At 45.4% G+C, this 17,205-nt stretch carries 12 protein-coding genes and 1 pseudogene; 4 read left to right on the forward strand and 9 right to left on the reverse strand.

Annotation, left to right across the window (positions count from 1 at the left end; all coding sequences use genetic code 11):
• Positions 1–100: 100 nt before the first annotated feature.
• Both AB4482_RS16340 and torT read right to left on the reverse strand, forming a co-directional pair.
• Complete coding sequence (locus AB4482_RS16340; protein ID WP_017064778.1) at positions 101–556, reverse strand: methylglyoxal synthase; 456 nt, start codon at positions 554–556, stop codon at positions 101–103.
• A 60-nt stretch (positions 557–616) separates the two neighbouring features.
• Positions 617–1,564 (reverse strand): TMAO reductase system periplasmic protein TorT, encoded by a 948-nt coding sequence (gene torT / locus AB4482_RS16345; RefSeq protein ID WP_240698146.1) that lies wholly within the window; start codon positions 1,562–1,564, stop codon positions 617–619.
• On the opposite strand from torT, the gene AB4482_RS16350 reads away from it, so the two are divergent.
• Both AB4482_RS16350 and torS read left to right on the forward strand, forming a co-directional pair.
• Positions 1,509–1,673, forward strand: coding sequence for a hypothetical protein (locus tag AB4482_RS16350; protein ID WP_240698147.1), 165 nt, complete (start codon positions 1,509–1,511; stop codon positions 1,671–1,673). The genes torT and AB4482_RS16350 overlap by 56 nt on opposite strands.
• 64 nt (positions 1,674–1,737) lie before the next feature.
• Complete coding sequence (torS, locus tag AB4482_RS16355) at positions 1,738–4,743, forward strand: TMAO reductase system sensor histidine kinase/response regulator TorS (protein ID WP_017060885.1); 3,006 nt, start codon at positions 1,738–1,740, stop codon at positions 4,741–4,743.
• A gap of 135 nt (positions 4,744–4,878) precedes the next feature.
• On the opposite strand, the gene AB4482_RS16360 is transcribed toward torS, so the two are convergent.
• The 3 genes from AB4482_RS16360 to AB4482_RS16370 are packed head-to-tail and all read right to left on the reverse strand — an operon-like array spanning position 4,879 to position 8,919.
• On the reverse strand, positions 4,879–6,459 hold the full coding sequence (locus AB4482_RS16360; RefSeq protein WP_372181211.1) for a hydantoinase/oxoprolinase N-terminal domain-containing protein: 1,581 nt from the start codon (positions 6,457–6,459) through the stop codon (positions 4,879–4,881).
• Positions 6,460–6,463: 4 nt separating this feature from the next.
• Positions 6,464–7,588, reverse strand: coding sequence for a DUF917 domain-containing protein (locus tag AB4482_RS16365; protein WP_017064776.1), 1,125 nt, complete (start codon positions 7,586–7,588; stop codon positions 6,464–6,466).
• Between the two features lie 5 nt (positions 7,589–7,593).
• On the reverse strand, positions 7,594–8,919 hold the full coding sequence (locus AB4482_RS16370) for a cytosine permease (protein WP_017064775.1): 1,326 nt from the start codon (positions 8,917–8,919) through the stop codon (positions 7,594–7,596).
• A gap of 93 nt (positions 8,920–9,012) precedes the next feature.
• On the opposite strand from AB4482_RS16370, the gene AB4482_RS16375 reads away from it, so the two are divergent.
• The gene (locus AB4482_RS16375; RefSeq protein WP_372130778.1) at positions 9,013–9,951 is read left to right on the forward strand and encodes a LysR family transcriptional regulator; all 939 of its coding nucleotides are present in this window, start codon (positions 9,013–9,015) and stop codon (positions 9,949–9,951) included.
• Between the two features lie 101 nt (positions 9,952–10,052).
• Here the strand turns inward: AB4482_RS16375 and AB4482_RS16380 are convergent, their stop codons facing one another.
• The 3 genes and pseudogenes from AB4482_RS16380 to AB4482_RS16390 all read right to left on the reverse strand — a co-directional run bounded on the left by AB4482_RS16380 (position 10,053) and on the right by AB4482_RS16390 (position 15,575).
• Positions 10,053–12,407 (reverse strand): fatty acid cis/trans isomerase, encoded by a 2,355-nt coding sequence (locus AB4482_RS16380; RefSeq protein WP_136974411.1) that lies wholly within the window; start codon positions 12,405–12,407, stop codon positions 10,053–10,055.
• 208 nt (positions 12,408–12,615) lie between these two features.
• Positions 12,616–14,279, reverse strand: a pseudogene (locus AB4482_RS16385) (VRR-NUC domain-containing protein).
• Between the two features lie 57 nt (positions 14,280–14,336).
• Positions 14,337–15,575 (reverse strand): OFA family MFS transporter, encoded by a 1,239-nt coding sequence (locus AB4482_RS16390; RefSeq protein ID WP_017067032.1) that lies wholly within the window; start codon positions 15,573–15,575, stop codon positions 14,337–14,339.
• A 594-nt stretch (positions 15,576–16,169) separates the two neighbouring features.
• Here AB4482_RS16390 and AB4482_RS16395 point away from each other — a divergent pair.
• Complete coding sequence (locus tag AB4482_RS16395; RefSeq protein WP_017064770.1) at positions 16,170–16,550, forward strand: hypothetical protein; 381 nt, start codon at positions 16,170–16,172, stop codon at positions 16,548–16,550.
• 180 nt (positions 16,551–16,730) lie between these two features.
• Here the strand turns inward: AB4482_RS16395 and AB4482_RS16400 are convergent, their stop codons facing one another.
• On the reverse strand, positions 16,731–17,075 hold the full coding sequence (locus AB4482_RS16400) for a YajD family HNH nuclease (protein ID WP_017060876.1): 345 nt from the start codon (positions 17,073–17,075) through the stop codon (positions 16,731–16,733).
• Positions 17,076–17,205 lie beyond the last annotated feature (130 nt).

Consider the following 17,205-nt stretch of genomic DNA (forward strand, 5'->3'; position numbering starts at 1 on the left):
ATGATTGAACTGTTTAATGTCTGAAAACGAGACATAAAAAAGCCTGCGATAAAATGCAGGCTTTTTAGTCTGTTCAGTAGAGAGCACATTTAACGTGCGATTACGTGCGCTCAGCTAGGTACGCTTCGTAGTCTGGGATCTCGATGATTACTTCTTCTTCAAGCAGTGAAGAGTTAAACAAGAAATTAGCGGTAGCGCGGTTAGTGGCCACAGGAATGTTCCAAACACTTGCGATACGAAGCAGTGCTTTTACGTCTGGGTCATGTGGTACAGCATTAAGTGGATCCCAGAAGAAAATCAGCATATCGATCTTGCCTTCAGAGATAAGCGCGCCAAGTTGTTGGTCACCGCCCATAGGGCCGCTGATCATGCTCTTGATTGCTAAGCCTGTCTCTTTACTGAGTAGAGAACCAGTCGTGCCCGTTGCGTAAAGGAAGTGCTTTTGTAGTTTTTCTTTGTTCTCTTTGACCCATCTTAGTAGCTCAGGTTTGAAGTGGTCATGAGCGACCAAAGCGATATGCTTGTGTGTTGGCATAGTGCGCGTTGTTTTTTGCATGAATGTTCCCTAAATTGTTGTTTCGTTTTTATTGTTTTGAGTTCTTCAGCCAATATAGCACTATGGATTCACACTGAATACCGGACGAAACTCAGAAGGTGACAATGAGTCGGCGATAATTTGATCTTTGAGAGTTGCAGGTGTCAGCGCTTCGATAATCGGTGCGCTGTGTTGCTCGTAAGGTTGACCGCGTAAGTAACTCGTGGCTTGTTTTACCGACAAGCGACCTTGCTCAACCATTTTATCTGTTGGCGCAAAAAGTACCTTGTTACGGAGTAAACCACGGTAGGTTCCGTGACTTAGGTAACTTGAGATTAACCCAATATCTTCGGTTTTATCGGCCGCTCGTAGCTCACTGATCGCTGCTTCAATCGCGACGGCACTTCCGACTATATATTGGATATCAGGTTCTTCTATCACCTGCTGTACTAGATTTCTTTGCAGTTCTTTATCGTTATCTGCCCAATAGCTGATCGCGATTTTGATATCACTCGACTTGATCGCATCATAAAACCCCAGTGCCACAGGCTTAGTGCCGCCACTTGCTTGTGGACCAAGTAACAGGGCGATAGGTGTTTCGCCTGATCCTTTCGGGTGTCGTTTCGACAAAAAATCTCCGACTTGGTATCCCATTTGGTACCAATCGACACCGACCGTACCTTTTAATACCTTCTGTTGTTCTTCATTGACGGTTAACTCATTTACCGTAGCAAATACAGGCGTCGAGCCAACCCAATCAGTAAGGTTGTCATGGTATGCATCGGGTGAAACTGTGCCTAAAATAATCGCATCGGCTCCCCATTGTGTGCAAAGCACCAGTTGCGAGGCTTGTTTGGCCACGTTGGGGTAACCGCCAGCTTCCAATACTCTTAGCTCAACTTGCTGCTTTTCTGCTTCAGAGATCATTCCATAGTTTACCGACAACCAATAAGAGTCTTTGAGGTGCGGATAAATGGCACAAATTTTCTCTTTGTGTGATGTGGCTTCGGCTGGTTTTATTGGGCTCAAAGGCTCGCTAGCCCCTGCGACAGTGGTCACTGAGGCCAGTAGTGAGAGAAGAATTATTGAAGCGAAAGGTCTAGATAGCATGAATTGCCGTTTTATTGGTTTTAGATAAGAAACACTGCAAAATATAGCGTATTCTGCATGGGTAAAGAAGAACGTTTTAAGGTTTAGAGTTTATGTTGTTAGCTTCAGCGAGTATTGGACGCAAGCTGCTGGCCTCATTCTTAGTGATGGCACTGTTGGTTCTATTGTCTGCATTGATCGGTGTTTCTGGTTTTAGCTTTGTAGCAAAAACGGAAAGAAACGTCGTTGATTCGGCGCTTCCTGCCATGATCGAAGCTCGTCAGGTTTCTGAGTTGAGTAACCGTATTATTTCGTCAGTACAAACACTTTCTAATGCGAGAAACGAGGCCGAAAGAAAAGAGGCTGGCACCGTACTGTTTGACCAACTTGAGTCGCTTCTTCAACATATCAAAGAGCTTGGTGTCGACAGTTTCGATTCTCAGCTCCTCAATAAACTCGAAAACAATGTTCAAAGCGTTATTAACACACTGGCTGAGTTGGGTGTGTCGGTTGAGCGTAAGCTTTGGTTAAGCAAAGAGTTGTCGTCTCGTGTCGAAGAGATGCGCCTATTGGCCGAAGAGCTAGAGCAGTTGACGCGAACCCAAGTTTTGAACACGGCTACCATTGCGGTTGCTAACGTCACGCATATCTATGACCTGCTAGAAACCAAAGAAACGGATAAAGCCTACCAAGCCTTAGATGCGCTTGTAGAGGTTGACCTTGATTTGTCTGAGCGCCTACACGAATTGCATTTGCTGGCGTTCAAAATGCTTAACCAAATTGAAGAAACGCAAACCGTTACCAACGTAGAGCGTATTCATCAAATCCAATCAGAATTTGAATCCAACCTAAGAATCATGGCGCGCCGCGTTAAAGCGGTCGAAGATCCTACTCGTTCAGCGCAGATGTCTCAGCTTCTAGAAGAGCTCAGAAAACGCCAAGTCGTGTTCGATATTTCATTAGAACAATATGAGAACACCAAAAAGTCAGAGTTTCTGATGCAAAATACGTTGGAGCTGTTCTCTCAGCTGAATACAACGGTTAACCAACTGGTTGATGATTCAAACCGCAGTACCAAAAAAGCGGTTGATGAGCTGACCAGCACGTTGAATTTGGCTCAATGGTCACTGTCTGTGATTTCGGTTATTGGTTTGGTTATCGTTGCATTTATCGTGTGGCGAGTGGTGTATATCTCGGTTGTTAAACGTCTTACTGAATACTCATCGGCCTTGATGTCTATCGCACAAGGTCGCCTGAATATTGATATCTCGGTAAAGGGTAATGATGAGCTGGCTCATATGGGCGAGGCGATCATCACTGCCAGAAACACCGCGCAGGCGCTACAAGTGGTTGCGGTGGGTGAAGCAAAGGCGAAACGCGAACTTGAAGAGCACAAAGAACACTTAGAAGAGTTGGTCACAGACCGAACCTACCAGCTGCAAAAGACCAATGAGAAGCTGAACATCGAGGTAGGGAACCACGCTAAGGCTCGTAACGCCGCAGAACAAGCAAGCCGCGCAAAATCCGCTTTCCTTGCGACGATGAGTCATGAAATACGAACGCCGATGAACGGTGTATTAGGTACTGCAAGATTGCTCAAAGATACCGGGTTAGACCCGCTGCAATCCGGCTATGCAGACATCATTAACCGCAGCGGTAAGAACCTACTCGCGATTTTGAATGACGTGTTGGATTACTCAAAGATTGAAGCAGGGCATTTAGAAATCCGCACTGCTTCGTTTGATCTTCATCAGATGGTTCAAGATACCTACCAATTGATGGAAGGGCGTGCCGCTGAGAAGAAGCTGAACTTTGATTTCCATATTGAAAGTGATGTGCAACGCTATTGGCGTGGTGACGTAACGCGAATCAGCCAAATCTTGAATAATTTGGTCGGTAACGCGATTAAGTTTACGGAAAGTGGCTCGGTCGATATCTTTATCAGCTTAGATATCGAAGATGAAAATCGAGTGATGTTTGAAGTGTCAGATACAGGTGTCGGTATTGATGCTAGCGAACAAGCTTGTCTGTTTGATGCCTTTACCCAAACCGATAGCGGTCGCAACAAAACCGGCGGCACAGGGCTTGGATTAGCGATCAGTAAAAGCATCATGTTGGCAATGAACGGGGATATTGGCGTTCATTCTGAAGAAGGCGAGGGTAGCCAGTTTTGGTTCTCACTGCCACTTGAAGCCGGTGAGAAGATAGAAACGAAAGTACCGGTCATTGAAGCGTGTATTCGAGCTAAAGTACTTCTGATTGAAGATAACCCCGTAAACTGCATCGTTGCTGAAGGCTTCTTGCATAACTTGGGGCACGAGGTTGTGATTGCGACAACCGGACAAGAAGCGAGAGCCATATTCAGTGAGCAAGAGTTCGATATTGCGCTGGTGGACATTAACTTACCCGACTGCGATGGCGTCGAGTTAATTCAACAACTCAAAGACGATGCGCTTCAGCATAAAAGTGAAGAAGACGTAATTCGAAAAGTACCCCCAATGATCGCAGTATCGGCTCATGTGTTTAACGAAGAAGTGGAAAGCTATTTGTCGTCTGGCTTTGATGGATTCTTACCTAAGCCGTTAGAGAAGGAAGCATTATCGGAATTGATTGTTGAGCAGTTGGACGGTCACACGCTGTTGCTGCCTCAGCCGGATCCGTCAGATGCTGTTTGCTGTCAGCTAAACTCTAAACCTCAGGAAACCGAGCTAGACTTATCAGCATTGGCATTTGCAAGCTCGACACAACGAGCAAACCAAGACGCGGAACATAATCAAGGAGAACCGATTGTGCAGATGATTAACCCTAAGATTATCAAAGACGACTTGGCCATTCTCGGTCGAGAAAAAATAGTGCAGATTGTTGGGTTGTTTGACCAAAGCAGCCAAGTCACTCTCGATGAACTGATTGTGGCAAGTGCCGCTGACAACGCTCGTGAAATTAAGTCTTTAGCTCATAAACTGAAAGGGTCTGCCGGCAGCCTAGGATTATCTGCACTGTTTGCTTTATGCCAGAGCATTGAAGCGAGCGAGGATCCATTACTTCAATATCGCGATAATGCAGACTCATTACCTGAATTGGTGAAAGACTCGTTAGCAGCGCTCCGAGAGCAACTATAGAGTGGCTATTGGGCGGAAAGCCCCAAAATAAGAACAGAAAACAAAAAGCAGGCTATTTCTCCGTTTTAATATGAAGAAGTGACCTGCTTTTTTATTGTCGAATAAGAATCTAAGTAAGGCTTTCAAGGAACGGCTCTAAGCCATCTTGATATGTCCAGCAGCTTTGATCTTAACGTGAACCATATTGCCTTGTAGGTAGCTTAATGGAATCTCGCTGCGTTCAATGATCGCGACATTATCGCTGCATGCGCCAGCTTCAATCGCCAGTTGCTTTGATTGTTCTTCCAAGCCTTTTAAGGTTTCCTCTCGAGAAGCGGGCTCAATCGGAACGATCTTATCGAACTGACCAGATATTTCACCCAGCGCAACACCAATGGCATTCGCTACTTCAAAGTGATCTGGTCGAACCACTTGGCTTGCACCTTCAAAATGATCTGGGAATAGGGCACTGCCGCCGCCAACCATGATCACGGGTACGCTCGCAGCTGACGTCTTCATTTTATCGATTCCTTCTTCAACATCCGTGACCATTTGTTGGTATACCTGACTGGCTTGTTCGCTCGATATACCAATCTCATCACTCAGTTGATGCTCTGCCTGCCACTGCATTTGACCTGTTTTGAGTGCAATATCGGTTAGCGTAAGTTCATCACCGCCAAAGCTACGAGCGGCCTGCGTTAAGGTATGGCCAACACTTTCTGGGCCTAGCTCTATACGCTGCTGTTCAAAGCGAACCTTGGTACCACCACCAATGGCTAACGCCAAAATATCAGGCATACGGAAGTTGGTTCTCACTTCACCGATTTCTACTGCTAAGCTCGATTCTCTTGGGTAGCCGTGAGTCAGTACGCCGATATCAGACGTAGTGCCGCCCACATCGACCACAATCGCGTCTTTTAACTTAGTTAAGTGACTCGCTCCACGAATCGAGTTTGTTGGCCCACAAGCCACGGTAAGAATCGGGTACATCAATGCGAACTGCTGTGACATCAGTGTTCCGTCGTTCTGACCGAAATAAGGCGTGGTGTGGATTTCATGATTGATGAGTGCACTGCAAAAGCCGTCAACGAATCGTTTTGCTGTCCCTTGCAGAGCCGCATTGAGGATAGTGGCGTTCTCACGCTCTAAAAGCCCTAAACTGCCCACTTTATGGGATAACGATAGGTTCACGCCCGGAAGTTCTTGTTGAATCCATTCTGCTGCTTGAAGCTCCTGGTCGCCGTTGACGGGAGAGAACACTCCGCAGATAGCAATGGAATCCACTTGGCCTTTCATTTTCTGGCAAAGCTCGCGGATCTCAGACTCTTGAATGTCGGCAATCAACTGGCCGTCATATTCATAGCCGCCGTGTGCTTGGTAGAAGTGCTGACCAAGCAGGTTTTGCCACGCTTCACTCCAACCACAAAGGGGCGGGACGCTATCACCACTGGGAAGCGCTAAGCGAATCATGCCGACTCTGTCTAAGCCTTTTCGTTCAACGATTGCGTTGGTGCATTGAGTCGTGCCAAGCATCGCGTGTTTCACTTGCTGACCATCAATGTTTGCTTGGTTTAATAGCGCAGAAATCGCGTTGTCGATCCCTGTTGAAACATCATGTGTGGTTGCGGTTTTTACTTTGGCAATCACATTTAAGTCTGCGTCGAGCAGCACACCGTCGGTATTGGTGCCACCTACGTCAATGCCCAAACGGCAGTAATCAAGCGTAATGTTTGTCATGCGACTACCTCTTCAATGCAGACTTTAGTTGTTCAATGGTTTGATACTCGACGGTGTAGCCAAAGTAACCCGGGCCCGCGACTTCAATACCTTTGTCAGTGCGCCATTTGGGGTCGCAAGGGTAAGCGATAAGGTCGATGCGCTGCCCGTAACGAAGTTGTTCGGTTGTGATTGGCTTACCCGTTTCATGATCCAAGATCGAAATAAGATCCGGTGTTGATGCCAGCAGGTTATCTTGACTCATGTCTGCGCGGCTTGTACCTTTGTGCGCGAGAAGTAATTCGTTTTGGAACTGCACAAACACGTTATCGACGCCGGTATCTTCAAACTGAGCCAGCTTTTCAATCACGACACCACCTGTTGCAAAACCACCATCGGTTTCACGTTGAATATCAACAATCTTGCCACTGATGATGGTATGGCCGCCGACAATGTCTAATACGGCCTGTGTGCCACTTTTATTGTTGTCGTTCGCCAGTCTAATCGCTTCACCAATCTTCATTGCTTGGGTCAGTGTCGCAGGCAGTGCACTGCGTTTTAGGTTCTTACCGTTCATTGGGTAATCGCACATTGCTGCAGAGCCACCCATCTGTTCGGTAATCGGCCTCGCAAACTTTTCAGACCAAATACCGTCAATCGGATAAAGCGTGACGACATTGCCACGCTCATCGGCCAATGTGTTCGGTGCCGAAGGGAGACCATCAAGAAAGAAGGTCACCATCTGAGCTTCTGGGAACGCACGTCCCATCGCATCACAATCGATCACAGGAATGTTCTTTTGTGCTGCAACGAGAATTGGAATCAATGAATTGAAGCCGCCTACTTCGATAGGAAACGTTGCCGCTACTTCAGTGCCGAGCGCTTTTTCCATCGCTTCGAAAGCAATCAACATTTGATCTTTCGAATTGAGTTTCTCTACTGCGACTGTTGGTGCGCCAATCATTGAAGAGGGCACTGTCATCCAATCGTCTTGCACGTCTTCTAAAGGAATCATACGTACAGGGTGCTTTGCCGTTGCAATGGCTACTTTCGCCATCAAGGCACCGCTGTATGGGTCACCGCCGCCGCCAGTACCTAATACCGTCGCACCCAGCGCGATATCATCAATCATTTGTTCAGTAATAATCACAACTACTATTCCTTATCACTTGAAGGAGAAAGCTTCATTAGGGCGAGGTAAATCACACCAGCGGCAAGAATGCCGTCTAACGCCGAGATGCTGGTGAACGAAAACAGGTTGAAAAACTCTGGTGCAGTACAAGCGCTGAATGCAGTACCAAATGCCCAAGAAGCCAAGCCTTTAAACATCCAAGCTGGAACTTGTTGGATGTTCTCAAAGCTCATTTTTGTCGAATCTAAAACATAATATTGAACGATGTAGACACCCGCAGCAGGCGCAATGGTTACGCTGAGTAGCATTAAGAAGTCGGTAAACTTGTTCACCATGCCGAGTTGAGCGATACCAATGCCGACGATGGTCATGATCACAACCAGAACAGGGCGCGGAATCTTAGGTAGAACCATCGACATGCATAAGCCGCCAGAGGTTAGGTTGCTACTGTTGGTGGTCCATTGTGCGAATACCAGTACTATAATGGCCGCCATGCCTAAACCTAGGGTGAAGAAGACTTCGACTAGGTCGTCGGTGCCGGTCATTTTGGTCAAGATCAATGCGATAAGAATGATGGCACTGTTGCCGACGAGGAAACCGATACCCGCTCCTAAAATCGCATCACGGCGTGTTTTGGCGTAGCGAGCAATATCAGGTGCAGCAACCGCAGCTAGAATCCAGATAGACATAACAAAAGAGATGGCTTGGCCAAGCGTCAAAGGATCTTCAATCGATGGCGCTGCGCCACCTTGATAATCAGCAGCCATAAACAAACCGATGGTAATCAACGTCACCATCAATGGAACAGAATAGGTACTGAGTTTGCCTAAAGCACGAACGCCATAGATAGCCGTCATCATCATTAACACACTGCCGCCAATAAGAGCGGTGAGGTGTGAAATTATGATGTCGTATTTCGCCAGTGCATCGACCATGATGAAAGCGAAGAAATCAGCCTGGAATGCGAACCAGCCGACTAATGAGATGCCGTTGATGAAGCCAAGAATTTTACCGCCGTTACGGCCAAATACCGCGCTGCTCACCAGCGGGGTAGACACGCCAGCTTGAAAGCCAATGTTGGCACACAGCATCGCGATGATCGCCAATAAGCCTGAACCAATAAACGTGGCAAGCAGTGCGTCTTCAAAACCAATACCGCTGCTTAGAATCGAGCCGAGAAACAGTCCCGAAATGTCGATGCCGATTGCCAACCAAATAAGGCTGATGACCCACCAAGATCGTTTGGCCTTCTCGGGAACGGGTTCCAACTCGAAGTCATCTATCTTTTTGTGGCTGTGTGTTGCTTCGGGTTTATTCACGTAAGCTTCTGCCGCCATAGTGCCATCCATGCATTGTTATTCCATAAGTGTGAATAAAGCATACTGATGTATTTATTGTTAATAAATGAATATAATCAGATGTAAACATAACAAAAAACAAATGTGAGTGGCAAAGTGAATCCAAACAATAAGTTAGATAAAAGAGACCTACGTAGATTAGAGCTTTTTTGTGAAATTGTTGAGCAAGGAGGCATCAATCAGGCGGTAGCAAGCACTGGGATTAGTCAACCAGTGCTGAGTAATCAGCTTATTGCCTTGGAAAAAAGCTTAGAATTAACATTATGCCAACGTGGTCGACGTGGTTTTAAGCTGACTCATGAAGGTGAGCAAGTGTATAAATATGCGAACCAACTAAAATCGACCTTAACCGACTTCGCTTATAAGTTACGAGGTGTACAGACGGAACTCTCTGGGCATGTGCGAATTGGATGTTTGGATAACACCGTCACTTTGCCTTATAACCCACTTCCCAAAGCGATCGAGACGTTTTACCAACGCAGTAACAGTGTAGAGGTGAGTGTTGATGTCGGGGATTTCACCCAGTTGAATGAGAAGTTAGCAAAGAGCCAGATTGATATGATGATAGTGGTTCTAGGGTCACATCAAAAATCAGCGTTTCAACATAAATACCCACTGTTTGAAGAGCACAGTTATCTGTATGCGCGTAAGGATCTGGCTGAGAAGATCATGGACAAGGATTTCTCATTGGATGGCTGTCGTATCAACATGGGCGGCTATGCCAAAGATGAGATGTTCCGATTACTGAATATTGAGCAGTACGATTCCGTAAAGCCTTTTGATGGCTGGCATGTCGAGTCGGGTGTAATTTTAACCTTGGCGGGCACACACCTGAGTTTTTTACCGTCTCATTTAATCGACCGTGGCCATTATGACCAAGCCTTGATTCCGCTTCAGCCCGAGAAGTGGAGCCTTAAGAGTCAGTTTTATGTGGTGTTGAAGCAACCTGTAGATTCCCTTTCCCCCGCCGCGCGTGTGTTTTTTGATGAGCTACACCAACCGGAAGCATCGGATTCAATATAGAGAACTCGTCGCTTCTCAATAGCACTTAAGATACTTTCTCATATACAAAAAATCCTCTACCAAGACAGAGGATTTTTGCTTTTATGCTTTATGAGTGAAAACTAACGGTTCTCGAAGCGGTTGTAATCCAACAATCCGAACTCGATCGGTTGGTCTTGTTGATACCAACGATGCACGCGATCACTGAATGGCCAGAACTCGCTAGAACTGCGTCGTACCGCAAACTTATCTAGCAGCGCCACGTAGTCTTCTTCTGTGCTTAAGTTTTGCAGCGTTTTAACCAGAGTAGGAATCTCGCTCTCGGTTAATGATAGGTAAGCCGCAGGGTAGCTACCGACAACGCCTCGTACGAGGGTAAGGTCATCATTGGCGTAATCACGGTTACCTTCTTCATTAAACAAGCTAGAAATGTTGCTGTGCGCGTTATTGTGAATCATGGTGAACAGTTGCTCTTCGCCGTTTTCGCCTTCAATCATGATCATCACTAATTGAGGCACATGACGCAGGCCTTCGCCCTTTATCAAATTCACTTGGTTAAGCAGTGCTTCATTCTTCCTACCAAAACCTGTTTCAACAATCTCAAAGCGATTATCGAGAACAGGTGCGAGCTTATCTTTGATCATATCAAGCAGTTCGTGTTTCGGATCCGCCGTTTTGTAAACCACGCTGGTCGGCTGATCAAAAGGTGCAATGTTTCGCTGCAAATAGTCACTCAGTTGTGCGCTTTGGTTCTGGTACCAACTAGAGTGTTCAATGTGACGAACGTCTTTAGGAAGAAGGCTTAAGAAGTTACTCTCACCTTCAAGACGCAAGAAGTCCATGAACATGCGTGTAATCAGCTGGTGGCCAAAGTTGCCGTAAACATCGAAGCCTGCAACGAGAAGATAATGAATACGCTCTAGAAGAGCATAATCAAGAATCCACGCAGTCTTAGGTTGCGTGCCAACTAACCCTTGTACAACAGAGGCGCTATCGAAGTGCCTAAAGACGGTGAGAGCAGCATTCGGGTTGATGCCATCGCCATCCCAAATGATGCCAGTGTCTAGGTGGACGCCACTCTCGAACCATTGGTTAGTGAAGTCTGATTTCGCGTTTAGGTATTGCGCTTGTTGCTTTGCGTATCTTACCCAGTTGGTCACAGGTACGGTGTTACTTTTTAGTTCGCTAGGTAGCTTTAAATTTTTCTTTTGACTTGCGTAGAAGGCGTTGATTTCCGGAACATCGGCTTTCTCTGGGTCGATGAAGAAAACCCAAAAACGGTCGTTAATTACGTTCAAGGCAAGTTGACCACGACACACAGGTCCTTTGATATAGGCCATGATGGTGTTTTGCGCGTTATCTAACATGAAGTTGAAGCGCGAGTTTACTGGCAGTGCTTCAAACGAAGTCATTGGGTTAGCTGAAACATCGATGTCGTAACTAGGTAGTTGTTTTACTTCGTAATTTACGTCGACAAACCAGGTATTCCACTTTTGTAGACGCTCTTTATTAAGTGCGAAAGGCATGTGCGTTTTGTCGACGATAGTGCCTTGTTCTGGAATCAGACGGTAGTAAACACGGTCTACTTTTGGATCGTCATAAGGGCGACGAGTCGTGATGCGCTGTACCGCTTCACCTGGTGGTGTTGCAGAGCGAACAACAGTGAAGAAGCGTGTTGGCTGAGCTAAATCAGAAAAATAGACATGAGATAAAAACAGGTGCTCGTAGATGTAACGTGCTGAAAGTTGACTCTTATTGTCACTCTTGTTTAAAAAGCTTTCGTAGACATTAACGAGCTCTTGTTCTGCATCAGTCAATGGAATGTGGTCGTTCATTAACGCGCCATTTTCCAACCAACTCATTAAAGTCGCGTATTCGGTTTTGTCTAAGTTTGGCATCCCATAAGGCATTCCCCAAGTTGGGTAATCTCTCTCGTATTGAGCGTATTCTTCAATGGTTGGGCACTGTTGGTCGCGATCGATTGAAAAGTCGAAACCTTCAAGCTGGGTTTGATCGGGCAGAGGGTGATTCTCTTTCTGGATCAACATACGAGAAACAAGACCAGCATCGAGGTTAGCCGTTGAGTTCTGCATACGCTCATTGAGGACTGGATGAAAATCCGCATCGCGCCACTCTTGCGTGGTTAACGCATCTTCAAACAAGCGAGTAGGGGCTGATGCCGTTAAGCGGGTGCCTTGATAAACGAGTGCCTTGCTCGCGCCTCGGTCTATACCTTCCACTGAAGACATTTTGAGTTGGCAAGGGGCGTCATAACAAGCGTGACAAACCACGCATCGGTTATCAATGATGGGCTTTACTTCGTCAATGAAGTGCTGCGCTTGAGCTGAAAGAATAGGTGCTTGGCGATCGCGTACTTGTTGTTCACCAAACAGTTCGTCGAAGTTTAAACCCGCGTAGACGGCACAACCTGAGAAGACGCTAACAAAAGCTAAAATGAAGAGTTTTTTCAAATTCATACGTATTTAAATATTAGGCATTTTCTATAATTATATCGAAAATGATTGAAAATGCTCATGTTCTAACAATTTTGTAGACAAGATCTTGATGGGACGAGTGACTTGTCGATGCGCGTCACTCGCTAGTGCTCAGAAATTGGTGTTTAGACTTAGCTAGATTTAAGTCCCAAGAGCTAAAAGCTAGCAGTTAAGAGTTAAGAGCTAAGACTCATTGATTGACGTAACAAACAGAGAAGGGGACAGGCAATCGCTCAAACTCTTTGATCCAGCGCCACTGGTTGTCTTGCAGTTTATCGCCAGGGCCTTTGACTTCAATCCAATGAAACTCATCGCCCTTGAACGCAATCAAATCCGGCATCCCAGTTCTAAATAGCTTTAAGTCACTCAATATCACTTTGAAGAGGTCTACAACCAAGGCATTTGGAATTGAAGCCATGCCGTGTTCGATGAGTGCTTTAGGAAGATAATTCCAATGAACAAAGGGGTTCGCGATACCTTGCTTTTCATCGTAAGTATCAAGAAAATGGTTCAGCCCATGTCTGGATATCGTTTGAAACACGGCTTCAATCTGTTCGGCTCGCTTGTCTACGAAATCTGAATGGTACAGATCCAATGGTCGATGTTGGTAACGATTGATAAAGGCGCCTTCAACGTCTGCGAAAATGACATCCCAGAAAGCCAAACCAAACAAGCCACACAGAAAACTGTTTTCTGAAAAATAGACGTCCCAACCTTGGTTCTCAAAATGCTGCTTTACCGCAAGCTCGACTCGAGTTTGGCTGAGGTCTAATTCCAGTTTTAACTCTTTGCAGCTCGGCTTTATGGTTCGTGAAACTTTGTGCCCCTGTTTCCGTAGCAGCCGGTCTTCAAGCTTAATAGCGATTTCCAACTCTGACACATCCGATGGAGTAGCTTTCATTTGCGTGACAATGTCACACATTAAGTCTAGCGTACCTTGCTTATCATAGATGCGTGCAAGTCGTTCTCTGCTCGGAGGAAGTGTAGATTGTCTGAACCAAAAGATAGCTTGGTCGTTTAGATTAAGCCTTTCAAGATCGCGAGCAATATCATTGATCAAACGCGATCGTTTTCTGGCAATACTTCTGTGTTCTGATTCTTCAGGAATCGCATTTAAAAGCAGTTCCAGAAACTCGCCATCTTTGCGGTCACCTTCTGAATACAAGCGTTGAATATCGCGCATCTGGATTAATTGATTGAGCTGATCCCTGAGGTGAAGAAGCGGTGTTGCTTGCTTAATGGGTAGTTCTCAAAGGTGTTTAGCCCAAGGTCGCTTAACACGAACTGACTTAAGTCTTGATAGGTGTTGGCAAAGAACAGCAACAGTAATACATCAATCACTTGAGATTCGATGACGTAAATACAGTCGAAAGAGAGGTTTTGAAATTGATCAAAAGGTTGCTGATCAAGCCGTAACAACAGCTCGTCTTTCTTGGCATTTCTATGGCTCTTAAGGGCGGGGAATACACTCAACAGCTCTGGTTTGGTGAGCAAGTGAAACCCGAGCTCGACCTCACTAATGGCGAGGTCATGCTGTTCTTCGGGATGACTCAACCCAATGAAGCCTGAGCTGTTTAGCTCTTGCAGTTCGGTCTTTAGATCTGGGATCTCAACATAGTTGAGTTTATCGCTGCGAAACCAACGGCCTTTACGAGAAAGCAAACGAACCATTAGGCATTGGCTTGAAACATAAAGACGTTTGTATGCGGACAACCAACGACATTCATCATCACTCAGAAGATCGGGGTAGAGCGTTTGAGCGTGTTCAACCAGTCGATTGAAGTTGTCGAGATAATAAGTGGGGGAGAGCTGAAGAGTGGTTTCGGTCGTCAATGGAGAAGTCGCTTGATACAAAAAGAGCCTAACCCTAAGGTTAAGCTCTTCAGTAACAAATTCAATCTTTTCTGTTGATTAAGCTTGTGATGCTTTTAGTTCTGCAACTTTAGCTTCAGAGATTGGTTTAGTGATGATTGCTAGAACAATACACACTGCCATCATAACTGCAGAGATTGTGTAAGCTAGGCCGTAACCTTCGCCGTTTGACATTGAGAAGCCAACAACTGCTGCACCGATAGCGCCGCCGATACCCCATGCCGTGTAAAGCACGCCGTAGTTAGTACCGTAGTTTTTCAGGCCGTAGAACTCAGCAGTTAGTGTTGGGAATACTGCTAGAAGCGTACCGTAACCAACCGCTGCGATAGCCGTACCAATGATTAGCGTGAATTCAGAGTTGAACGTAGCGAATAGAGCCATGTTCGCGCCTTGAAGGATGAACGCTAGAAGTAGAGTACGTACGCCACCGATTTTATCTGCAAGCATACCCGCAGCAACACGGCCGCCTGAGTTGAATACTGCAAGGATAGACGCTAGGTAAACTGCGTTTGGCAGGTTAGCTTGAACGCTAGCAATTGTAGTGATGTTACCGATGATCATTAGACCAACAGATGCAGCGAATGCGTACATGATCCATAGAGAGTAGAACTGAGGAGTCTTCAGCATTACTTTCCAAGTAAGGTCTTCAGTCTTCTTAACCGCTTTAGGAGCTTGGCCTGCTTTTACTTTAGGCTCAGCTGGCGTGTAATCCGCTGGTGGGTTGTTGATTGTTGCTGCTAGAGGTACTGCGATTGCAAGTACACCAACACCAAGAATCATAAAGCTAGTTTGGATACCCATGCTGTCGATTAGCGCAGAAGTTACTGGTGCTAGGTAAATAGCCGCAAGACCGAAGCCTGCTGCGATAAGACCGTTAACCATACCTTTCTTAGAAGAGTGGAACCACTTCATTGCTGATGGAGACAGACATGCGTAACCGAAGCCGATACCTGCACCTGTTATAATACCGAACGTGATGTTCAGCATCATAGGCGTTGTAGCGAAACCAGAAGCAATCATACCTAGGCCTGTAAGCGCTGTACCTAGGATAAGGATCTTACGTGGACCCATACGGTCTTGTAGGATGCCCGCAACAAGAAGACAAACAGAGAATGTGATAGTTGCAATAGCGTAAGGTGAAGATGCTTCAGCAGCACTCCAACCAGCTTCAGTTACTAGCGCTTTGTTAAATACACTCCAAGCATACAGGATGCCAAGACAAAGGTTGATACAGAAGCCTGCTAGCAGGATACGTGTTGCTTTATCAATCTTGCTCATTTTTATTCTCAGTTTTGTCATCGGTTAGTGGAGAGCCACTTAACTAAAGACGGGTTATTGTGATTGTTTCTTCAAAATTAGTTTGCGTTTATCAACAGATAGCGCAAAAGAGCGCGGATTATAACCAATTAAAAAGTGATTGGAATCTCTTTTTCCATTTTTGGTAAATTAAATTCAATTTGTTAATAAGTTGTTTTTCATTGGTTTTTGAAATGTTTTTAACACCTCTCTATTTTGTTCTTTTTCGCTCTGTCTTCTTATTATTTCAGGGATTTTGAGGTGATGGTTTTTGAATAGACGCGTATTGCGTGCGGATATCACAGAGTTACAAATAATTTTAATTAATTTCCAAGGTTAAATTTGTGTAACAAAATAAATCGTAACAGCGCTTTGTTCATATGAGACAAGGAGTAACGGAGTTTTATTAAAAACAGAATGTTAAGCAATTGTTAAGGGCGATTTTTGTTAGTACTTTTGCTTACATTTTGTTCGATTGGAGGGGTTGTGTTGTCCGTAAAAAGTGGGAAAATAGTATGCAAACTGAGATTCCAAATTTGAAAGGATGCGTTTCCAACTTATGGTGAGGCGAGTATTATGAAACTGTTTTTAATTTTATTGATGTCAATTTCTGGTGGTGTAGCGGCAGCTGACCATATTCACTCTTTCCTATTCGGCTTCTATGTTGCGGCTCTAGCAGTTGGTAGTTGCTACTGGCTTGCATTCCGCAGTACGCGTTTCCCACAGTTGGCATTAGTGCTATTGATGTGTGGCTTTTTTGCGAAAATTGCAGTGACTGTTATCGGTGTTTCTTGGGGTATCTCGAACGATATCATTCAATCGCCGTTCATTTTCTCATTGTCATACCTGTTCTTCTTAGTGGTTGTGTCTTACGTTTGGTTTGCATACCGCGATAAATTGACGCTAAAACAACGCGCTAAGAAGGTAGAAGAGTCTCGCAAGCAAGCGGCAGCATAATTCGATTTGATTCTTAAAAAGCCTTCTTCGGAAGGCTTTTTTGATCCTGCCTACCTGAACTCTATTATTTGGTTATGACGGCAGATAAAAGAAACCCCAGTATGGTGACATACTGGGGTTACTTGTTATGTATCTATTATCTAGCAGTTACCATCTACCAAAGACTACTCTGAAGGTGTGTTATTTCTTCATCATCTTAGCGAGATCGGCGAACGGGTTGTGTGTCGCTGACTGATGATCATCTAAACTCGCTTTTGCATCCACACCATAACGCTCATGGTCAGTGTATTTTGAATGCTCATGATCGTGACAGTACAGGCACAGTAGCTCCCAGTTGCTGCCATCTTCAGGGTTGTTTGTATGGTCGTGATCCACGTGGTGAACGGTAAGCTCTCGGAGGTTTGAGTAAACAAATTCGCGCGCACATTTACCACAAACCCAAGGGTACAGTTTTAGTGCTTTTTCGCGGTAGCCTTTCTCTTGGCGAGCATACGCTGCACTCGAACCTGTGAAATCAGAAGACATTGCCAAATCCTTATCAATTGTAATATCCCGATTTTATCACAGCTTTCTTGAAGCTGTCGGTATGTCGTTCGTAAAATCATTGCTAAATGATGCAGTGGACTTATCGATATTAGATTGAAGTTTGAATACA

The sequence above is a fragment of the Vibrio sp. 10N.222.55.C7 genome, assembly GCF_041473335.1.
Classification (GTDB): domain Bacteria; phylum Pseudomonadota; class Gammaproteobacteria; order Enterobacterales; family Vibrionaceae; genus Vibrio; species Vibrio crassostreae_C.

Coding starts and splice junctions, on each gene's coding strand:
- AB4482_RS16340 (WP_017064778.1), bottom strand. CDS start 556: ATGCAAAAAACAACGCGCACTATGCCAACACACAAGCATATCGCTTTG.
- AB4482_RS16350 (WP_240698147.1), top strand. CDS start 1,509: ATGGCACAAATTTTCTCTTTGTGTGATGTGGCTTCGGCTGGTTTTATT.
- torS (WP_017060885.1), top strand. CDS start 1,738: ATGTTGTTAGCTTCAGCGAGTATTGGACGCAAGCTGCTGGCCTCATTC.
- AB4482_RS16360 (WP_372181211.1), bottom strand. CDS start 6,459: ATGACAAACATTACGCTTGATTACTGCCGTTTGGGCATTGACGTAGGT.
- AB4482_RS16370 (WP_017064775.1), bottom strand. CDS start 8,919: ATGGATGGCACTATGGCGGCAGAAGCTTACGTGAATAAACCCGAAGCA.
- AB4482_RS16380 (WP_136974411.1), bottom strand. CDS start 12,407: ATGAATTTGAAAAAACTCTTCATTTTAGCTTTTGTTAGCGTCTTCTCA.
- AB4482_RS16390 (WP_017067032.1), bottom strand. CDS start 15,575: ATGAGCAAGATTGATAAAGCAACACGTATCCTGCTAGCAGGCTTCTGT.
- AB4482_RS16395 (WP_017064770.1), top strand. CDS start 16,170: ATGAAACTGTTTTTAATTTTATTGATGTCAATTTCTGGTGGTGTAGCG.
- AB4482_RS16400 (WP_017060876.1), bottom strand. CDS start 17,075: ATGTCTTCTGATTTCACAGGTTCGAGTGCAGCGTATGCTCGCCAAGAG.